General features: G+C 46.4%; 12 protein-coding genes. 7 read left to right on the top strand and 5 right to left on the bottom strand.

The annotated features are described in order from the left end of the window. The first annotated feature begins 35 nt into the window (after window positions 1-35). A protein-coding gene (locus tag PPHA_RS15080) for an IS630 family transposase (RefSeq protein ID WP_190273979.1) occupies window positions 36-1168 on the top strand; the annotation gives its coding sequence in 2 pieces (ribosomal slippage) (window positions 36-462 and window positions 462-1168; 1134 coding nt in all). A gap of 7 nt (window positions 1169-1175) precedes the next feature. Here PPHA_RS15080 and PPHA_RS07260 read toward each other — a convergent pair. The 5 genes from PPHA_RS07260 to PPHA_RS07240 form a co-directional block, all read right to left on the bottom strand. Continuing rightward, a complete protein-coding gene (locus PPHA_RS07260) occupies window positions 1176-1451 on the bottom strand; it encodes a transposase (RefSeq protein WP_041526473.1) in 276 nt (91 codons plus the stop codon). Further along, the gene (locus PPHA_RS07255) at window positions 1448-1651 is read right to left on the bottom strand and encodes a hypothetical protein (RefSeq protein WP_150085627.1); all 204 of its coding nucleotides are present in this window, start codon (window positions 1649-1651) and stop codon (window positions 1448-1450) included. Before PPHA_RS07255 ends, PPHA_RS07260 begins: the two co-directional genes overlap by 4 nt. Before the next feature lie 111 nt (window positions 1652-1762). Continuing rightward, entirely contained in the window at window positions 1763-3418 is a 1656-nt protein-coding gene (locus PPHA_RS14610; RefSeq protein ID WP_012508205.1) for a hypothetical protein, read from the bottom strand. Window positions 3419-3505: 87 nt separating this feature from the next. Further along, complete coding sequence (locus PPHA_RS07245; RefSeq protein WP_012508204.1) at window positions 3506-5413, bottom strand: hypothetical protein; 1908 nt, start codon at window positions 5411-5413, stop codon at window positions 3506-3508. 248 nt (window positions 5414-5661) lie between these two features. Next, on the bottom strand, window positions 5662-8403 hold the full coding sequence (locus PPHA_RS07240; RefSeq protein WP_150085625.1) for a RyR domain-containing protein: 2742 nt from the start codon (window positions 8401-8403) through the stop codon (window positions 5662-5664). A gap of 550 nt (window positions 8404-8953) precedes the next feature. Between PPHA_RS07240 and pfkA the strand changes: the two genes are divergently transcribed. From pfkA to PPHA_RS07210, 6 genes are all read left to right on the top strand, one after another. Beyond that, window positions 8954-9928: a 6-phosphofructokinase gene (gene pfkA, locus PPHA_RS07235; protein ID WP_012508202.1), complete on the top strand. Its 975-nt coding sequence runs from the start codon at window positions 8954-8956 to the stop codon at window positions 9926-9928. Between the two features lie 73 nt (window positions 9929-10001). After that, complete coding sequence (locus PPHA_RS07230; protein WP_012508201.1) at window positions 10002-11261, top strand: metallophosphoesterase family protein; 1260 nt, start codon at window positions 10002-10004, stop codon at window positions 11259-11261. Further along, window positions 11251-14766, top strand: coding sequence for a YhaN family protein (locus PPHA_RS07225; RefSeq protein ID WP_012508200.1), 3516 nt, complete (start codon window positions 11251-11253; stop codon window positions 14764-14766). Before PPHA_RS07230 ends, PPHA_RS07225 begins: the two co-directional genes overlap by 11 nt. Before the next feature lie 146 nt (window positions 14767-14912). Then, on the top strand, window positions 14913-15467 hold the full coding sequence (locus PPHA_RS07220; RefSeq protein ID WP_012508199.1) for a YbhB/YbcL family Raf kinase inhibitor-like protein: 555 nt from the start codon (window positions 14913-14915) through the stop codon (window positions 15465-15467). A 388-nt stretch (window positions 15468-15855) separates the two neighbouring features. Further along, window positions 15856-18654: a type I restriction endonuclease subunit R gene (locus PPHA_RS07215; RefSeq protein WP_012508198.1), complete on the top strand. Its 2799-nt coding sequence runs from the start codon at window positions 15856-15858 to the stop codon at window positions 18652-18654. Between the two features lies 1 nt (window position 18655). Continuing rightward, complete coding sequence (locus PPHA_RS07210; protein WP_012508197.1) at window positions 18656-20044, top strand: RNA-binding domain-containing protein; 1389 nt, start codon at window positions 18656-18658, stop codon at window positions 20042-20044. Window positions 20045-20047: the final 3 nt, after the last annotated feature.

The following is a 20047-nucleotide window of genomic DNA, read 5'->3' as shown; positions in this document are numbered from 1 at the left end:
CTTGTTCTTCATAATCATCCAACCAAAATTTGACTATGAAGAAGTACAAAGTGACCCTGACACAAGAGGAACGAAAGGAACTGGATGCACTCAGCAGCAAAGGAAAGCACGCAGCTCATACCATGCTGAATTCCTTGATTTTAATGGCATGTGATGAGGGCGAATACCAGACTGAGCGATCAATCAATGAAACCATTTCTCGTGTTCTGAATGTCAGCATGAAAACGATAGACCGGGTAAAAAAACGATTTGTAGAAGAGGGTTTTGATATGGCACTTACCGGCAAACCCTCAACAAGAGTGTACAGACGGAAAGCGGATGGTGATTTGGAAGCTCATTTAGTGGCGCTGAGCTGCTCAGCCGCACCTGAAGGACATCAACGCTGGACTCTGAGATTATTGGCAGATAAAGCTGTTGAGCTGGACTATGTGGACAGTATCTCATATGAGACAGTCCGAAGGGTTTTAAAAAAAACGTCATTAAACCCTGGAAGAAGGATGGGTGGATAATTCCGCCACTCGGTGATGGGAATTTTGTAGCACACATGGAGATGGTACTGGACGTTTATAAGCAACCCTATGATCCACTGTACCCGGTTGTCTGCATGGATGAATCACCAAAACAGTTGATTGCTGAAACAAGAATACCGATACCGGCAACTCCTGGGCAGTTGGCCAGATATGATTATGAATACAGCCTGAAAGGTACTTGCATCATTTTCATGGCCAATGAACCGTTGGTTGGCAAGCGGATGGTTCGAATAACGACAAACAGAAAAAGAGTTGACTGGGCAAGATTCCTTGAAGAAATAGCCAATCAGTACAAGAATGCAGAACGGATCATGCTGGTGATGGACAATCTGAATACACATGAGCCCGGTTCATTCTATCATGCATTTAACCCGGAAAAAGCAAAGGCATTATTGGACAGGTTTGAATTTGTGTATACCCCGAAACACGGAAGTTGGTTGAATATGGCAGAGATAGAATTGAGAGTCTTGACGACTCAGTGTTTGGATCGTCGCATTGATACGATTACAAAAGTCAGGTCGGAAGTAGCCGCATGGGAGATGAAACGCAACAATAATAATTCCAAGATAAATTGGCGTTTTACAAACGAAAAGGCGAGAATCAAGCTGTTACGCCTTTATCCGACAATTGAAGAGTGACATGACACTATGCTTTGTGTTCTTCCTGCCAGCACTGTTTCATGCGAGTGATAGATGCCGATGAAAAACCGGCAGGAAGCTCTCCGAACAACTTCTCGAAGCAGGGAATAAAGTTGTTATTGGATAATCCGCCCAGGCAGAACAGTGGAACAGCTTCTTCTATGGCAATGGATTTTCTCATGTATTTCGGAATCAAAGTGCTAACAAACGGTTTGAGTGAATCATGTGATGATCGGCTCCTCGGTACCTTTACAGCAATAGGGCCAGCACTGGTAGTGATCATGCGCACCTGATGGTAGCCATTTTGCGTACCATAGCAGCCTTTCCATCTGCTGTTTTGATTTGCTGATTCTGCTCCATATATGCGGCGATCTCCGCTTCAAACGCCACAGCTAACATTTGTCGTGCTCCAACCCTGATAAGGTCTTGAAGGTTCAGTAACGTTCCGATACCACCAAGCTCTTCCTTGTACTGCGTTCTCATAGGTTCATGCTTCTTTTGTGTTAGGAAAGGTAGCACTTGCCGCTCAGATTTTTACGTCGTTGGCAATACACAACATTTGAATATATCTCTCCTTAACAGGTATTACCCTCCCTACTCACAGGAGTCGAAGTTAACGAATGCCCTCCACTCAAAGGTTTCAAGTTTGACTGCTTGCATAGCATGCGTAATGATTTTTCTTAATTCCGCCATACTTGTGCTTTTTTCGGCTAATTCCACTATTTGGTTCAGTTCATTGGCCATTTTATTTGACCGTTTTGCAACGATCTCATACTTCTGTTGTTTGCCAATGGAGTGTATTGCCGTTTCCCAGAAGGGTAACGTTATCGCCAAGAATATTCCCCATTTTTCAAAATAAAGATGTTTCAGAAACTCTATGTTGCTCAGATGTAAAACAGCAAGAGTTAGCGTAATGAAGAAAAGTATACGTAGATAGTTCCGCAGTAGATGTTCGGTATTTATCATTCGAAATGAGTGTTTTATGTGCCATTTTTTTTGATCGTCAAGCAACCCTGTGATTACAAACTTTTTGGTTGCGCTGAAGTTTTCAGGTATGCCAAGACGATTAATGGTCATCTTTAACTGATTCTCTATCAATAAATCAATCCAGTTGTGTTGAGTATTGTAACGTGGGAATGTTTTCGGCGCAGGCGTCGATACTGTTAAAGAATTTTTATTTAATACAATGGAGGTATATATGGTAGTGCGCAACTGTTCAGCAAGAATACGGTAATCGATCCATTTTTCATACCAACGAAGTTTTTTGCTGATATTGGGCATAGCTTTCGCGCCAAGCATTGAGCAGATTTCCAGCCAGATTATCCAAAATTCATCAGGAAAGAAGATTACCTGAAACACAAGAACTGAAACTGCTATTGCGGAATAAATTGGAATAGCTTTACTTGCTAGAACAAAAAGTTTTTGATAGCGCTTTGCGAGTTCGTCTGCACGGACATAAGTTGGGATAAGGTATTCAAGAACCGGCTCTATTTGCTTCTCTGGCAAATCGACTGCTTTTGCCAGAGTCTTGACTTCATGACGACATTGTGCTGTCAGGAGAGCATGCTCTGTTGTCGTAAGAGATTTGTCTCTGCAAAACTCTACAAACTGATAGTAATTTACAAGTAGCTTGGCTGCCGTTTTAGGTAAAGGGAATTCATAATATTCCGGTATGCAATTTTCCTCCTCTTTGTTTTTCCTTGTCAACAGTAGCTTTGGCGGATTATTAGGATTTTCTGCATCAATTCGGATAATGGTACGCCCGCTTTCAAGGGCATACTTGACGATATCAGCCGTTCCGCCTTTACCCTTTGTTTCCTTGCCGTCCCATATTACAATCAGGATTTCACAGGTGTTGACAATCTCTTTGCCTACCGTCAAATAACCTTTGGAATCTTGCGGGGGCTCATAATAAACTGAGGCTCTCTCGAATAGTTGATTGAATTCAGCCAGTTCTGTGGGATCGGTTAACTTTTTTCGATGTATTTCAAGAGGAAATGGCAAAAACACCTCAAGCCTCGTATCTGGTTTTTCAAGAAAAGAACGTGCTACAATAGTGTCAGCACCCTTTGCTAAAGGTGAAATGACGCTCCATTCAGTAAAGATATTGTCATGATCACAAATTAACTGGTCAAGATAGGTAACAATCCTCTTGACTGCTTCGGTAACCGCTTTTTTCTGTGACAGATTTCTGTGGCCGGTAACACCGATACGAAGATCATAGAAGACTTGTTCTGGCTTGTTAGGCATAACGATTGTTTCTAAGAGGATTATTGAAAAGCCTTATCTCATTTAATCTTTAAAGGTTAGATTTTCAGAAGCTTGTGGCAGGAAGGTTTATCCACAAGATTGGTCGCATTTTTGAAAAATCTTTTCAACCCCTTTCAATGTAATAGATGTTGGTTCTCGAGTATCACCACTTGACCCATCATCAAGGCAATCGTATTCAACAGCAAGAAGTAAATGTACGCCAAGGATATTATTATTTGGAAAAGGTAATTTATTTTTGTTTTCGTGTTTGAAGAACTTTATTAGTTCTCTATTATACTGGTTAGTCGGATCGGTGAGAAACTTAATTGCCCCATAGGTTCCAACACCTGTAAATCCTGAGAGTATCATAACTTGTCTTTGTTCGCCATTTGCTGATTGATGAGGGTTCTTTGCAATGGTTATGACGATACAAGTTTGTCCATGATTGCATTTTACTCCATCTTGATCATTTGCATATTCATCGCATTCCACTCTTGTCCGTCCGTTTGGGCCAAATTCGACCCTATCTTTCTGAGTACTTTCAGGTTCTAAATAGAAAGAACTATTTTTCCTTGGGTGATCAGTTCCTTGTGTTCTTTTATAAAATATAAAAGGTAAATTATCTCTTTTTTGGCCTTGGGAGTGAGGCATGATACCATGAAGATCAGATAGAATAACTTCTGCATAATCACTCACATCCGGGGAACCAACGATAACACAGTTTCTGTCATGGATTTCTTCGCGGATCTGTTTGTGAAAATCAGTTAATTCATTCTGATCAGTGAGTTCGGAAGCCTTTTTTTTGTTTTTCGGTTTTTCTACATTAACCTCCGCAGTCTCATACATTTGCGCGATAAAAAAAGATAGATCTGACACGGTGATAAAGTCCCATTTGTCGATGTTAGTTCGCTTTCCGCGATTTTCATCATGGGAAACTTCCCGTGCACAAGTGTAAACGCTCAATTTTTTCTCTTTCAAAAATGGATCCCATATGTCTTTGTAAAGACGATTTTTCTGTTCTTTTTTGACGTCAGCGTCAATAATGGCAACTATTTGACTCAGTTCTTTTGTGAGATCCTCAATCTTGTCAAAATTCACCTGCCATAGGCCCCTGATGTCAAAAGGAACACTCAAATTCATAGGCCGATTGATGACAGGAATAGCCTCTCTCTCAAGTGCGTGAGCAAGACCAAGTAGGAAAAACATGTAAGCATTTACAGGGTCACGATAGTGAGTCATATCAAATACACATATTTTGGCGGCAATAATTTTTTTGAAAGCATTTTGAATATCCAAATCCTGATCAACTATGATAGTATCAACAGTCCATCTCTCAAGTGTTTCAAGGACATCGACTACCCCTTCAACCTCATTATTTTTATTTTTTTTCACATTAAGAGCGTTTTTAATTGCGATCTCATGCAAATCTAAAACCGGGCCGTCATTATTTACAATATTGAGGATAACAGGTGGATCATCATTAATTAATTTTTGTAGCTCTATCTGCAAAGAATTACGTGTTTCAGATGATAGAATATAGGGCTCCTTCTTGCTTTCTAATAAAATATCAGAGTTAAGAAGGTTCTCAAGCTTATTGTATTCATGGATTATTGCGCTACCAGGCGAAGATAAAAACGCCTTAATATAAGGATTGTCAGCTGATTTTTTTTGAAGAATTCCTATTGACTTGCAAAGGCCATAAGATAGCCCTAATTCATAATAAACATTACCATTTGGCAAAGTTAAATCCACCAAAATAAATGATGAACGAAGAATTCTTCTGCAAATTCTTTCGCACATTACATATCCAAGTTGCAAAGATTGATCTGCTCGTGAAATCTTATACCCTTTCATTTTATTTTTAACATTTGGTGCAATCGCATATGAGTACAAATCATCATATGGAAAACCAAATGGGGATATCATAAAGATTTCATTCGTTTCATAATTTGGCCCATCATATCTGCACTCACGGTTTGTAATAAAACATTTCATCTTTTGTTTTCGGTTTTGATTTACTAAATATGGACTATTCTCATCCCTTTTTTATATAGACAATTTATTAAATTGTGAATGCTGAGATCATAATTATATTTGCATAAAAACAGTGATACTTAAAATATTGAAAAGCTTTATAAGCACACCACAATAATTGATTCTTTAATAAAACAAGGTCAGACACGAATAAGTTATGTAACAATAATTTCAAATTATAGAATGACTTTTTGTTGATCGCTTATTATTTACACTGAAAGTTTTACAATAGTATACCCAGCTTTTCTCAGCATGTAGGGAATGCTTTCTGAAATGAGCCGTCTGTCTTTGTCTTTTTCGTCCTTACTTAATTCATCCCATTTAACAAGCAATGTATGGAGCTTGTTATCCTTGTCGGTTATGAAGGCATGTTCCCAATTTTCATCCATATTTGCTTTAACCCACCGTTCATGTTCCAGCTCGGCCATCTTTTCCAGAATATCAGTTGGAAACACAATATCAGCTTCGTTGTTGCGTCCAGGAGCCATGGCATAACCAAAACGTTCAAGTTTGTTTGGAATGTCGCGCACAGCTCTGCGATTCTGTTCTTTTTCGTGTGCTGGCAGGCAAGCATAAGGCTTCAGTGAGCTGTGGGTCTTTGGTTCTGTTTTCTCGTCGGTAATTTTACCTAAAACATATTTTTCCTTTCTCAGATTTTTGCAAAATAACAGGTGATTCAGTTTGGCCAATGTTTCAAGAAGATCACCTTCGAGTTTCAGTTTGTGTAACAGTTCAATAAATTTTACCGGATCGACATGTAATCTGAGCTGTTTTTCAGGAGGAAGGTTTGACCGGCTGAAATGGGATCTATTCCCCAGACGGCTCATTGCAACAATCGATTCCATGGATCGGGCTCCATGGAGGTATTTGTTTATCTGGAGAAAACCACGGAGGATTCCGGTATCAATTCGCAGTTGATGGTCTTTATCAAGTAATTGTGGTGTTTCCCTCTCGAATATTGAGCGTAGCAAAAGAGCACGGCGAACAATATAAAATGGGTCGTTTTGTTTATTATCTTCTTGCGGGTTCGGACCGAGCACATTGAGGAACCCTTTCAGTCGGCTGATAAAGTCCGGGACTTTTGCATCTGAAATCTTTTTTATAAGCTTTTTTGCTATTTTTTTTGCTTCTTCAATAGTTTTTTTATCTAATGGAGAAGCTTTTTTATTTGCCAACTTATTTGCAAGATCTTGTGTAAGATCTTCTTCAGATAGCAGGTTCATAAAGGAATCAACGTTGGGAAAAGTACCGCCTGCAAAAACAAAAATAGCTTTGCCAATAGGGTGGGTGATTTGGCCTTCCTGAAATTTTCCATCCTGCATCGGTGCTAAAAAGAAGCGTAGCCAGCCGAGTTTTTTATTTTCAAGCGTCGAATCGAACTCATCCCAGAATACCAGCGGTATTTTTCCGGATAATCCGATATCACGAATCTGGTGAAAAGCGTTGATCAGCTCGTCCGGGTCATTGAATTGGGAGAGATTAAAGGTCAGGGTTTTTTCTGCGATTTTTTCCGGATTCGCAACTAAGGCGATTTGCTCAACGGCAAATGATTTGCCAGAACCGGGAGGGCCAAAAACGGCAATTGAAAGAGGTCGTTCTTTTTTCTGTGTGCAATATTCACCGATCAGACTCTGAATGCTTCTCAGTGACTCTATCTCCTGACGATCTACCGTTACAAGTTTTCCGAATTTTCCAATCGGCACATTTTTTAAGGTATTTTTTGTTCCTTGAAGAACAATCGTTTCACTTAACGACTCAAGGCTGTCGTGAGAGCTTGCGGCAAGGATGGTCCAGTGTAGTCGTTGAGATGAATTCTTCACCGTGCTTGCTTGCAGTTCAGCCTCAGCCAGTGGTATTTCAGCGTTTTTTAGAGTTGAAATGACACCTTCAGTAGGGAATTGCAGGCGGGTTACCGGTTCTGTTCCACCATCATATCCGACCGTTTGCAAGTGTCGCATCGCGGTTACGCCGCACTGGACTCCTTGTTTAAAGTCAGGAGCATCACGATTGAGCAGGATCTGGAAAACGATGCTTGCTACCAGAGTCGATGTTTTGCCGATCATCATCCCTTTTCCGGGCGCCCATTCACCCTCCATGAAAAGCGGATCAAAGAGAAGTGTTGGTTTCTTCCCGGAGTTGTGGCGCCCCGGTATGAGTAACGCCCCGGTTGTGCCAAATGAGACGATACAGTACGCTGCATTGGTCAGGCCGTTCACCTCCGGGTTATGGGTCAGCTCCCAGTTGAGTTCCTGTGCAGTTTTTTCCCATGAAATCCGGGCACTTACCTGAATTTTGGATTGCCGTAAATCATCAATAGTCAAGACAGCGACAAGGCGATCAGACACTTTGGCAACAAGATGGCTCCATAAATCTCCTTTTGCTACAGGCGAGGACATCTTTACAATAATCCATGGAGCATTTACATTATGAGCAGGCTCACTGATTGCTTCAGGCCAATTCGCCTTGTTATTCCTGAAGCCAAGGTTGCTGTCGTCGATGACAATAATATCAGCGTTTGCAGATCGCTTCGGTACAGGATTGCCCCGATGTTCTGCAACTCCCTCGGAGGGCAGGTCAAGACCGAGAAAGCGCTCAACCCGCCAGTGAGGTTCACTCCGTTCAGTTTTCTCGGGCACTTTATCGCGGTATTGAGCCCAGACTGCATAGCTATGGACATAGCAAGTGTTGAAAAGGGTAAAAGAGGCTTGCGCAGGTGTATCGGGGCTTATCACCTTAACAGTATACGGAAGATCACTCTCCAATTGTTTCGTCATAGTTGTGATGAGTTCAGCAAGCAGAGCAGCGCTGCCATACTGCCAGTTCAAGTTGCTCCTCGCCTCACCAGTCCATTCGGTTGCTTCCTGCGATGGATGTGCGTGGCGTGCAATGTTCCAGTCCATTGTAACATCACCAGTAACGATAACCAATAATGCGTTCTTGTTTTGCTGCATGAAGAGCGGCATTTAGATGTTAAAAGCAACTACAGATATCCGGGAGTGTCCCCTGCCACCAACTCTGTGATTTTCAACAACGAAGAGGACGCCTTACCGTATAATACAAAAAAAAGATTGTGTTAACTTGGCAGTAATGTGTTTGTATGATGTGCCCGCTGAGTCTCGAAAGTAAGTTGATTGCTGTTCGGGCTTGCCGATCGTCGGATGCGAAAAAATATAATAAAGCTAATCAATTAGCTTTATTATTGGCATATGCTTATAATTTCCTGTAAATATCAGTCGCTTTGTTGTAATTGCATGTTGTTTATGCTTTAAACCAGCATTTATCAGCTTCTGATACACTTGGCAACGTCCTCAAGTCTGCTGATGTTAGATTTGCTTTTGTTCCGAGAGAGAGACAGATTTTTCCGACAGCACTGCGTGCCGGAATGGAAGAGGGTTTGATAGATAAAATAGTCTCTGATAAGTAATCTTCCGCTTGCGATTATTACTTTGGATGACTCATAACCGTTCAGGAGAACAGTAAAGAAAAAATTTTCAGAAAAATATGATACGAAAAATCGCTGTTTTTACTTCCGGTGGTGATGCGCCGGGAATGAATGCTGCAATTCGGGCAGTAACCCGTGCAGCAATCGTCAACAAGCTTAAAGTCACGGGTATTCGTCGTGGTTACCAGGGGATGATTGAAGGCGATTTTGTTGCACTGAGATCTTCTGATGTCAGTGGAATTCTTCAGCTTGGAGGAACCATGCTGCAGACAGCACGGAGTGACGAGTTCAGAACTGCGGCAGGTCGTGAACAAGCTTATCAGCAACTGAAAAAGGCCGAAATTGATGCTGTTGTTGTTATTGGTGGCGATGGCTCTTTTACGGGTGCGCTGGTGATGTCGCAGGAATACAATATCCCTTTTATCGGAATTCCTGCCACAATCGATAATGACATGTATGGGACTGATTATACCATCGGATATGAAACCGCATTAAATTCGGTTGTTGAAGCTGTTGATAAAATCAGGGATACGGCCAGATCGCACGGACGAATTTTCTTTGTTGAAGTCATGGGTCGCGAAGCAGGTTTACTCGCTTTGACCAGCGGCATTGCCTGTGGAGCAGAGGTCATTTTGATTCCCGAATCAAATGAGCAGCATATTGAGCTTGAAAAATTTCTGCATAAAGGGTACAAGAAAAAGGAGACCAGCGGGATTATCATGGTTGCTGAAGGTGATGAAGCTGGCGGCGCCATGAAAATCGCCGAAAAAGTACGTAACGAACACCCTGATCTGGATGTGCGCGTATCAATTCTTGGTCATATTCAGCGAGGAGGCAGCCCAACAGCTAAAGACCGGGTAAATGCTACAAGAATGGGAGTTGCCGCCATTGAAGCCCTGCTTGATGATCAGAAAAGCATGATGATAGGCATCACCAATGAAAAAATTGTTCATGTCCCTTTCAATAAAGCGGTCAAATTAAATCACAGCATCGATAACAATCTGCTTGACATCCATAAGCTGATGAACCGTTAATGGTTCTTGTTGATGGTGAAAAATGATATGATGGTTTGTCAGCCACTTTCCCTAACCCTTGAGCGATTCCGTTATGTTCACCTTTCTTCATGCGGCAGATATTCATCTTGATAGTCCGTTGAAGGGGCTTGAAGCGTATCAGGATGCTCCGCTGGAGCAGATACGGCTGGCGGCCCGACGGGCTTTTGACAATCTCGTGGAGTTGGCTCTCGATGAAAAGGTTGCGTTTGTTTTGCTGGCAGGCGATCTCTATGATGGTGACTGGAAGGACTATAACACCGGCCTCTATTTTGTGAACCGGATGGGGCGGCTGCGCGATGCGGGTATCCCGGTTATCATGGTCTCCGGAAACCATGATGCGGCAAGGCAAATCACCAGATCACTGAAACTGCCTGACAATGTGACCCTCTTCCCGCACCGGAGCGTTGGAACCCTGCTCCTTGATCACTATGGTGTTGCCATTCATGGCCAGAGCTTCTCTTCCCGATCGGTGATGGATGATCTGGTTCGCAACTTTCCCCAGGGTGATCCGGCGCTCTTCACTATCGGGCTTCTCCATACCAGCCTGAATGGTCGTCCGGGCCATGAGCCGTATGCGCCCTGCACGCTGGATGCGCTCCGCTCAAAGGGTTACCACTATTGGGCGCTTGGCCATATTCATCAGCGTGAAGAGATCTGCCGCGACCCTTGGGTTGTCTTTTCCGGCAATATTCAGGGGCGTCATATTCGCGAAACAGGCCCCAAGGGGTGTACGCTGGTCTCGGTCGATGAAGGGCGTGTTGTCTCAGTTGAAGAGCGTGAGCTTGATGTTCTTCGCTGGGCGCTCTGCCGGGTTGATTCTGCCCGATGCGATACCGCTGACTCTCTCTGCGACCTTGTCCGTGAGGCATTTGAAGAGGAGAGGGTAAAGGCGTATGGCCGTCCGCTTGCCGTTCGATTAATCGTAGAGGGGATAACAGCGCTTCATGGCGAACTTCACGAGGATGCGCTTCAATGGAGTGAGGAGTTTCGGGCTGTTGCTGCAAGCTTTGGTGATGTGTGGATTGAAAAGATCATTATAAAAAGCCTGAAGGGTGCAGGGCCGAGGGTGCAGGGGGCAGATGACTCTCCGGTAGAGGCTTTGCTGCAATCGGTTGAAGAGCTTCAGTTTGAAGAGTCAACCTTTGTCGGCCTTGTTCCGGAATTTGAAAAGCTTCGCACCAAACTCCCTCCTGAGCTGCTCAGCGATGGCGACCCATTTAAACCGGGTGAGGAGGAGCTGACTGCCCTTCGTGAAGAGGTGAAGGAGCTGCTGATGGCAAAGATAGGGCATGGAGGACGTCATGAAAATTAAACGGCTGGAGCTGAAAGCGTTTGGCCCGTTTTCCGGTCAGCTTCTTGATTTCTCTTCTCCGCTTCCCGGCCTGCACATTGTGTATGGCCCCAATGAAGCCGGGAAAAGCAGCGCCATGAGAGCGCTTCAAGCCCTCTTTTTTGGCTTTCCCTTGCGCACCTCCGATAATTTTCTTCACCAGAACCAGCAACTTCTGGTGGGTGGATGCCTGGAGGGAAGAGATGGCACGGAACTTGCATTTTTTCGCCGGAAACGAAGCGTGAAAGATCTCTTCGACCAGCACGACAATCCGATTGAGCCATCAGCCCTGACGCCCTGGCTGCATGGTATTGAAAAAGAGCTTTTTCTTGCGCTTTACGGTATTAACCATGAGACGCTGGTTATGGGAGGGCAAGGCATTCTTGACCAGCAGGGAGAGGTGGGCAAGGCGCTCTTCGCTGCCGGGGCAGGGCTTGCCTCACTGAAACCGGTCATTGACGAGCTTGATCGGGAAGGGGAGAGCCTTTTCAGACCACAGGGTTCAAGCAGGTTGATCAATGAGGCGCTGGCTTTTCACAAGGAGCTGCAGAGGCAATCGAAAGAGGTCACCCTTTCGGGGCGTGAGTGGGAGGAGCATCGTCAGGCTCTTGATGATGCAGTGAAGAGGCTGACGGAGCGGCAAAAGAGAAAGCAGGAACTGGAGACCGAAAAAAGAAGACTTGAGCGTTTGCAACAGGCGCTGCCTGATCTTTCAGATCGTAAAAACCTGATGCAGCAACTGGCTGAACTGGGCGAGGTAATCCCTCTTCCTCTGGACTTCAGCGAACGACGTACAACCCTTGAACAGAGGGAGAGAGAGGCCCGCATTCACCATGAGCAGGTCATTGCAAGAGTTCAGGCGCTTCGTGAAAAAATGGGCGGACTATCACTGAACCGGACTCTGCTCGATGAAGCTGTTGTGATTGATGAACTCTATCAGCGGCTTGGCGAGTACCGGAAAGCCAAAAGTGACCGTCCGCAGCGCGAAGGGCAGCGCATCAGCGCCCGAACAGCGGCGGCATCTCTTCTCCGGCAGATCAAACCGGAATTAACCATCAATGAGGTTGAAAGTCTCCGTCCCGGTCTCTCGAAGCGCAGAAGAGTGCAGGAGCTTGCTTCCCGCCATGAAGCGCTTCTCCAGGGAAACCGCAATACCCGGCTTCAACTGCAGGAGATTGAAAAGGCATTGGAGAGGGTGGATGGTGAAAGAGGGCTGCTTCCACCTTTTACTGAAACAACTCAACTTTTGCGGGCACTTCTTGCTGCTGAAAGGGTCGGGGATATCGATGCTCAGATCATTGCTCTGGAGCAGGAGCAGCAGAGAGGCGAGCGTGAGTGCCATGCGGCATTGCACCGTCTCGCTCTCTGGAATGGAGCACTGGAACAGGTGCTTCACCTGCCACTTCCTTTGGTGGAAACGGTAAACCTTTTTGATGAGGAGTTCCGTGCCTTGAGCGATCATAAACGGCAGCTTCTTGCAGAAAGGGAAGAGCTGGAAAAGCAGCAGATAGTGGCTGAAGAGGCGCTCCGTGATCTTGAGTTTGCCTCTGACGTTCCCGGTGAAGAGGAGCTGGCAAAGAAGAGAAGCCGACGGGAGCAGGGATGGCAACTTCTGCGTCGTCAATGGATCAATCAGGAGGATGTTGCTGAAGAGAGCCGCAGTTATGACTCCCAACACCCGCTTCCGGAGGCCTACGAGAGGATGGTTGGCCTGGCTGACCAGAGTGCCGACCGCCTCTATCGCGAAGCGGAGCTTGTTCAAAAACATGCAACACTGAAAGCTGAGGCGGAAAAGAGTACCAGGAAGCTGGTAGCGCTTCATGAAAAAGAGGCAGGTGCTGATAATGCTCTTGCCGCATTTCAGCGCCGCTGGCAGGAACAATGGGCATCATGCGGAATGACACCCCTCTCTCCACGCGAGATGAGCGCCTGGCTTGGCTCCTTTGAACATCTGCGCATCCAGGTGCGGGAGCATCAGAAGAGCCAGAGAGAGTTGGATGAAAAGGTGGAACGGAGAGGAGAGTTGCGGGGAGCCCTCCTGAAGGAACTTGCTGCTTCAGATGATGTTAAAAGATTCCCTGGAGAAGAGTTGCAGGAGCCACTCGACTATACCCGATCTCTTCTGAACACTATTGAAACGGTTCAGAAAAAGCGGGAGTTGCTGGACGGCAAACTTCGTGATGGCCAAAAAGCGCTGGAAAATGCTGTAGAGAAGAGGAATCGGGCTGAAGAGGAGCTGAAGGATTGGCAAAGGGAGTGGAGTGATGCCCTTACCCCTCTCGGGCTTGATGGCAGGGCGCTCCCATCCGAAGTGCTTGATTTTATTGAAACGCTGCAGAGCTGTTTTGAACGACTCAAGGAGGCTGATGATTTCCGCAAACGGATAGAGGGTATTGACCGGGACACAACTGAATTCGAAAGGGATGTTGAACTGCTGGTGCAGAAGATTGCTCCTGATCTTGCAGGCATCGAATCCAACCCTGCCGTCACGGAACTTAAACTTCGTCTTGATCGTGCCAGTCAGGAGCAGGCCGTGCTGAATCGAGAAAGTGAAGAGCTGGAGTTACTCGAAAAAGCCCTTGTCACAACGCAAACTGATCTGCGGAGTTGCGAAGAGGAGCTTGCAGCAATGCGTCACGCTGCTCGTTGCGAAACACGTGAGGAGTTGATTGTGGCTGAACAACGCTCCGCGACCTGGATAATACTTTCAAACCGGCAACAGGAGCTGGAACGGAATCTCTCCCGCATTGCCGGGGGCACAACCCTTGCCGATCTTGAGCTTCATGCCGAATCACTCAATCCTGATGAACTTCCCGGTCGTATCGACTTGCTGAACAAAGAGATCGTCAGCCTGCTCGATCCTGAAATCAATCAGTTGGCGGAGAGCGTTGGCCGCAAAAAAAATGAGCTTGAGCGAATGAATGGCGGCAGTAAAGCGGCTGAGCTTGCCGAAGCCCTGCAACACTCCCTGACAAAAATCCGTCGTCTGACCGAACGCTACATCCGCATCAAGCTGGCCACAAAAATGCTGCGTGACGAGACCGAGCGCTATCGCCAGGATAACGAGGCACCCGTGCTGAAAATTGCCTCCCGCTATTTCACTGAGCTGACCTTGGGCTCCTTTACCGGCCTGCGTACCGACAGTGACGACCATGGCAAACTGGTTCTGGCCGGTGTGCGGCCAAATGAAAGCTGGCTGCAGGTTGAAGCAATGAGTTCCGGCACCCGCGACCAGCTCTACCTTGCCCTGCGTCTTGCCACCCTTGAATGGCGGACAGAGTCAAGCGAACCCATGCCCTTTATTGTTGACGATATCCTCATAAACTTCGACGACCGACGTTCACAGGCAACCCTCAAAGCACTCAGCGAACTGGGCGAAAAAAGCCAGGTGATTCTTTTTACGCATCACAGGAAGATCGTGGAAGCAGCAGGAGAGCCCAGGTTTGCAGGAAAGATATTTATCCATCAGCTTGGGGAGGAGTTATGAATAGAGAGCCTTTCAGTGAGTAAACGTGCGGCGTGTAACAGGCGTAACCGCTGTTGTGTTCTTCCGGAAACATGATGTATCTTTATCCTTTTCGTATCGTTCATATGATACAACCAGTCAACATCGTGTAAAAAAGGAGAATTGCCATGTTCAGAAAATTGTTTTTAGTCGTTGTCGCTCTTTGTTGTACCTCGACGGTAGCACTTGCCGGTAACTTTAGGCTCACAAGCCCAACGATTCAATCCGGAGCCACCCTCACCGAGGAACAAGTATTTGATGGCTTTGGCTGTACGGGGAAAAATCAATCACCAGCGCTGAAATGGACAGCAGGGCCGAATGGAACAAAAAGCTATGCCGTTACCGTGTATGATCCTGATGCTCCTACAGGCTCAGGCTGGTGGCATTGGGTTGTCTACAATATCCCGGCAAGTGTGACCGAATTGGCTTATGGTGCCGGGGATGCAACAGGGACGCTTCTGCCTCCAGGAACTCTTCAAGGTCGTACAGATTTTGGTACCCATACATTCGGCGGTGCATGTCCACCAAAAGGCGATAAGCCCCATCGTTACATTTTTACCGTCTATGCCTTGAAAATTGAAAAAATTGATGCTCCTGCCGAAGCCTCCGCAGCATTGATCGGCTTCATGATTCATGCCAATACCCTTGCAAAAGCGAGCTTTACAGCCAAATATGGTCGCTGATCACTCAATAAACCTGCCAGCAGAGATCCTTTTCTGAAAACAAAGGAGAGGATCTCTGCTGGCAGGATATTTTCATTGTTAGTCCTCTCAAGGAGAACGCTGAAATGATTAAAATCAATACGCTTGTATGTCCGGTTGCATTGTCAGGCTCTCTCGACAACCGAATCCGCAGATGGCTGCAGAACCCTCGGAAAACAAGAATAATGACCAACCACTCCAGCGATTTGACATCCAAGCTGTTATGGCATCTATTTCCGTCGTTAACGAAATCTCTTTGCAACCGGTAAATCGTTATAAAAGGAATCACTATTCCTGTGTACTTCCGAAAGCATGGTGTATATTGAACGTCTCTCCGGATTGTTAATGTGATGCAACCTGTCAACATGCCATGAAAAACGAGCAGCAAACCCGCATCGAATTGATTGACAGGATGTTACTGCAGGCGAGCTGGAACGTGAACGATCCTCTCCAGGTTGTAGCAGAGTTCGATATTCTTGTCGGTTTGCCCGAAGGGGTGCAGGAACCCCGCACTCCTTATGAAGGCCATCAGTTCAGCGACTATGTTTTGCTGGGTAAGGATGGCAAACCTCTTGCCGTCGTTGAAGCAAAAAAAACAAGTAGGGATGCAGCCATTGGCCGTGAACAGGCAAAACAGTATTGCTGCAATATCTGGAAACAGTTGGGCGTCGAGCTTCCATTCTGTTTTTATACCAATGGCCTTGAGACCTTTTTCTGGGATATCGACAACTACCCTCCACGAAAGGTAATCGGCTTTCCAACCCGTGATGACCTTGAGCGGTTCAGCTATATCCGCAGAAGCCGCAAGCCTCTCACCGAAGAACTGATCAATACAGCCATTGCCGGACGGGATTATCAGATTCGCGCCATTCGATCCGTCCTCGAAGCCATTGAACAGAAAAAGCGGGACTTCCTGCTCGTTATGGCCACCGGCACAGGGAAAACCCGCACCGCAATCGCCATGGTTGATGCCCTAATGCGTGGCGGACATGCTGAAAAAATTCTTTTTCTGGTCGATCGCATTGCCTTGCGTGAGCAGGCGCTCTCCGCCTTCAAGGAGCATTTGCCCCACGAACCTCGCTGGCCCAACAGCGGTGAAAAGGTTTTTGCAAAAGATCGCCGTATCTACATTGCGACCTACCCAACGATGCTCAACCTCATCAGGGATGAATCATCATACCTTTCACCCTCTTTCTTTGACTTCATTGTCGTAGACGAGAGCCATCGCTCCATCTACAACACCTGGGGGGAGATCCTCGATTACTTCAAAACAATCACCCTGGGGCTGACGGCAACCCCCACAGATATTCTTGACCACAACACCTTCAACCTCTTTCACTGCGAGAATGGCCTTCCAACCTTTGCCTATACCTATGAAGAGGCAGTGAACAATATTCCGCCATATCTGTGCAATTTCCAGGTGATGAAAATCCAGACGAAATTCCAGATGGAGGGCATCAGCAAGCGGACAATCTCCCTTGAAGATCAGAAAAAACTGATTCTCGAAGGCAAGGATATCGAAGAGATCAATTTTGAAGGGACGCAGCTTGAAAAGCAGGTGATCAATCGGGGGACGAACAGCCTGATTGTCAAAGAGTTCATGGAAGAGTGCATCAAAGACCAGAACGGCGTTCTTCCCGGAAAAACCATATTCTTCTGCGCCACCATAGCCCATGCACGCAGAATTGAAGAGATATTCGACAGGCTCTACCCGGAATACAAAGGCGAACTTGCCAAGGTTCTGGTTTCCGATGACCCCCGCGTCTACGGCAAGGGAGGTTTGCTCGATCAGTTTACGAACAGCGATATGCCCCGCATCGCCATCAGTGTTGACATGCTCGATACCGGTATAGACATCCGGGAACTCGTCAATCTCGTCTTTGTCAAGCCGGTCTACTCCTACACAAAATTCTGGCAGATGATTGGCCGAGGCACGCGGCTCCTTGAACCCGCAAAAATCAAGCCATGGTGCACCAAAAAAGAGCTTTTCCTGATTCTTGACTGCTGGGACAACTTCGAATATTTCAAGCTTCAGCCCAAAGGCAAAGAGCTGACACAGCAACTCCCGCTTCCGGTGAAACTGTTCGGGCTGCGGCTCGACAAAATTGAATATGCCCTCTCAATTGGTAACACGGCCATTGCAGAACGGGAAGTGGTAAAACTGCGTAAACAGATTGCCGGGCTTCCGCATACCTCAGTGGTGATCAAAGAGGCCGCATCGCTTCTTCACCCTCTGGAAGAGGAGAACTTCTGGATATCTCTCACACCCCAAAAGCTGGAAAATCTGAGAAGCGAGATCAAACCACTCTTCAGAACCGTCTCGGATGCCGATTTTAAAGCCATGCGTTTTGAGCGGGACGTTCTGGAGAGTTCACTGGCAAAACTTCGCGACCAGAAAGAGCGCTACGGCACGCTCAACGACGGTATTGCCGAGCAGATCAGCCAGCTTCCCCTGAGCGTCGGCTTTGTGAAACAAGAAGAGGAATTGATACGGGCCGCTCAAACGAAACACTTCTGGAACCAGGCTACGGAAGAGAGCTTCGACGAGCTGATTGAAAAGCTCTCCCAGTTGATGAAGTTTCGCGAGCCTGATAGCGGCGCAATCGGTCAAGTTCACCTGAACTTGCAGGATCTTCTGCACCATAAAGAGATGGTTGAATTCGGCCCCCGAAATGAGGCCGTCAGCATTACCCGCTACCGCGAAATGGTTGAATCGCTCATTACCGAACTGACAAAACAGAATCCGATTCTTTCCAAAATCAAGGAGGGTAAAGAGATTTCCCCTGAAGAGGCCACTGAACTTGCGGAGCTGCTCCACGAAGAGCATCCGCACATTACCGAGGAGCTGTTGCGTGCCGTCTATCAAAACCGCAAGGCCCATTTCATCCAGTTTATCCGCCATATTCTCGGCCTCGAAATTCTCAAGAGCTTCCCTGAAACGGTTGCCGATGCGTTCAATCAGTTTATCAAACAGCATTCCAACTTTTCCACTCGCCAACTCGACTTTTTAAACCTCCTCAAAAACGTTCTTGCGGAACGTGAAAAAGTTGAAAAAAGAGACCTGATCAACGCCCCCTTCACGGTCATCCACCCGAAAGGCATTCGCGGAGTCTTCAGTCCGGCTGAAATCAATGAAATTCTGGCATTGGCCCGGCAACTTGCAGCATAACATGACAGAAAATAATCGCATCGAATACAAGCGCGAGCTGACTGACGGACTGGAGAAAGAGGTCATCGCATTTCTGAACTATCATGATGGTGGCATTATCTATATCGGTATTGACAAGCATGGAGCGATCTACGGCGTTTCGGAGTGCGACGCTCTGCAGCTTGTCATCAAGGATCGCCTCAAAAATAATATTCAGCCCTCATGCCTTGGTTTGTTCGATGTCATTCACGAAACCCGTGAAGGCAAAGATATTATTAAACTCATCGTTGCCAGTGGTACCGAAAAGCCCTATTACCTGCGCAGGTTCGGCATGTCGGAAAAAGGATGTTTCATTCGCATTGGCAGCGCCAGTGAGCCCATGACGCAGCACATGATTGAAGAGTTGTTTGCCCGGCGTACGCGTAATTCGATCGCCCGTATCCGTTCTTTGCGGCAGGATCTCACCTTTGAACAGCTTAAAATCTACTATCAGGAGGCAGGACTTACACTTGGCGACAAATTCGCCGCGAATCTCGAACTGCTCACCGAGGATGGAGTTTACAATTATGCCGGTTACCTGTTGGCAGACCAGAACGGCAATTCGGTGCAGGTGGCAAAATACGCAGGCACTGACAGGGTTGATCTGCTTGAAAGCAAGGATTACGGCTTCTGTTGCCTGGTTAAAACCTGCAAGCAGATACTCGATCGTCTGGAGGGAGTCGAGAACCGAGTTATCAATAAAATAACTCCCCGTGAGCGTATCAGCCGAAGCCTGTGGGGAAAGGTTGCCCTTCGTGAAGCCGTTATCAACGCCATCATTCACAACGACTACAGTACCGAACTGGTGCCAAAGTTTGAAATTTTTGCTGATCGACTGGAAATTACCTCGGCAGGTACCGTTCATCCCGGATCGGAGCAGGATGATTTTTTTGCCGGTTACTCCATGCCTCGCAACAAAACCCTGATGCGGGTCTTCAAGGATCTTGCTATGGTGGAATATCTCGGCTCTGGAATGCCCCGGATTCTGAAAGCTTACCCGCGTGAAGCCTACACATTCTCCACTCATTTCATACGGACGACCTTTCCCGTTTCCAGGGAAGCTCTTGCGCTGGAAGAAGAGGTACTGAAAGCCGAAGCAAAAACCTCGGGGGCCCAGTCAAGGGCCCAGTCAAGGGCCCAGTCGGTAGCTGTTCTGCTGGCATTGACCGATGCAACCCGCTCTGCCATGGAGCTTATCGAAATACTTGGTCTTGAGACCAAAACAGGGGCATTCAAGCGAGCCATAAAGGAGTTGCTCGAACAGGAGCTTATTGCCTATACTCTCCCTGAAAAGCCCGGCAGCCGCCTGCAAAAGTACCGGATTACCGAAATAGGGTCAAGCTATGTAAAGAATATTCAAAAAGATCAATAACCG

The sequence above is a fragment of the Pelodictyon phaeoclathratiforme BU-1 genome (genome assembly GCF_000020645.1).
Classification (GTDB): Bacteria; Bacteroidota; Chlorobiia; order Chlorobiales; family Chlorobiaceae; genus Chlorobium; species Chlorobium phaeoclathratiforme.
The sequence above is the reverse complement of the archived record's forward strand: the minus strand, read 5'-3'. Positions and strand labels throughout refer to the sequence as shown.

Excerpts from the sequence above, each read along its gene's own strand:
- PPHA_RS07210 (WP_012508197.1), top strand. The coding sequence starts at position 18,656 with ATGACAGAAAATAATCGCATCGAATACAAGCGCGAGCTGACTGACGGA.
- PPHA_RS07260 (WP_041526473.1), bottom strand. The coding sequence starts at position 1,451 with ATGATCACTACCAGTGCTGGCCCTATTGCTGTAAAGGTACCGAGGAGC.
- PPHA_RS14610 (WP_012508205.1), bottom strand. The coding sequence starts at position 3,418 with ATGCCTAACAAGCCAGAACAAGTCTTCTATGATCTTCGTATCGGTGTT.
- PPHA_RS07245 (WP_012508204.1), bottom strand. The coding sequence starts at position 5,413 with ATGAAATGTTTTATTACAAACCGTGAGTGCAGATATGATGGGCCAAAT.
- PPHA_RS07215 (WP_012508198.1), top strand. The coding sequence starts at position 15,856 with ATGAAAAACGAGCAGCAAACCCGCATCGAATTGATTGACAGGATGTTA.
- PPHA_RS07225 (WP_012508200.1), top strand. The coding sequence starts at position 11,251 with ATGAAAATTAAACGGCTGGAGCTGAAAGCGTTTGGCCCGTTTTCCGGT.
- pfkA (WP_012508202.1), top strand. The coding sequence starts at position 8,954 with ATGATACGAAAAATCGCTGTTTTTACTTCCGGTGGTGATGCGCCGGGA.
- PPHA_RS07240 (WP_150085625.1), bottom strand. The coding sequence starts at position 8,403 with ATGCAGCAAAACAAGAACGCATTATTGGTTATCGTTACTGGTGATGTT.
- PPHA_RS07230 (WP_012508201.1), top strand. The coding sequence starts at position 10,002 with ATGTTCACCTTTCTTCATGCGGCAGATATTCATCTTGATAGTCCGTTG.
- PPHA_RS07220 (WP_012508199.1), top strand. The coding sequence starts at position 14,913 with ATGTTCAGAAAATTGTTTTTAGTCGTTGTCGCTCTTTGTTGTACCTCG.
- PPHA_RS07255 (WP_150085627.1), bottom strand. The coding sequence starts at position 1,651 with ATGAGAACGCAGTACAAGGAAGAGCTTGGTGGTATCGGAACGTTACTG.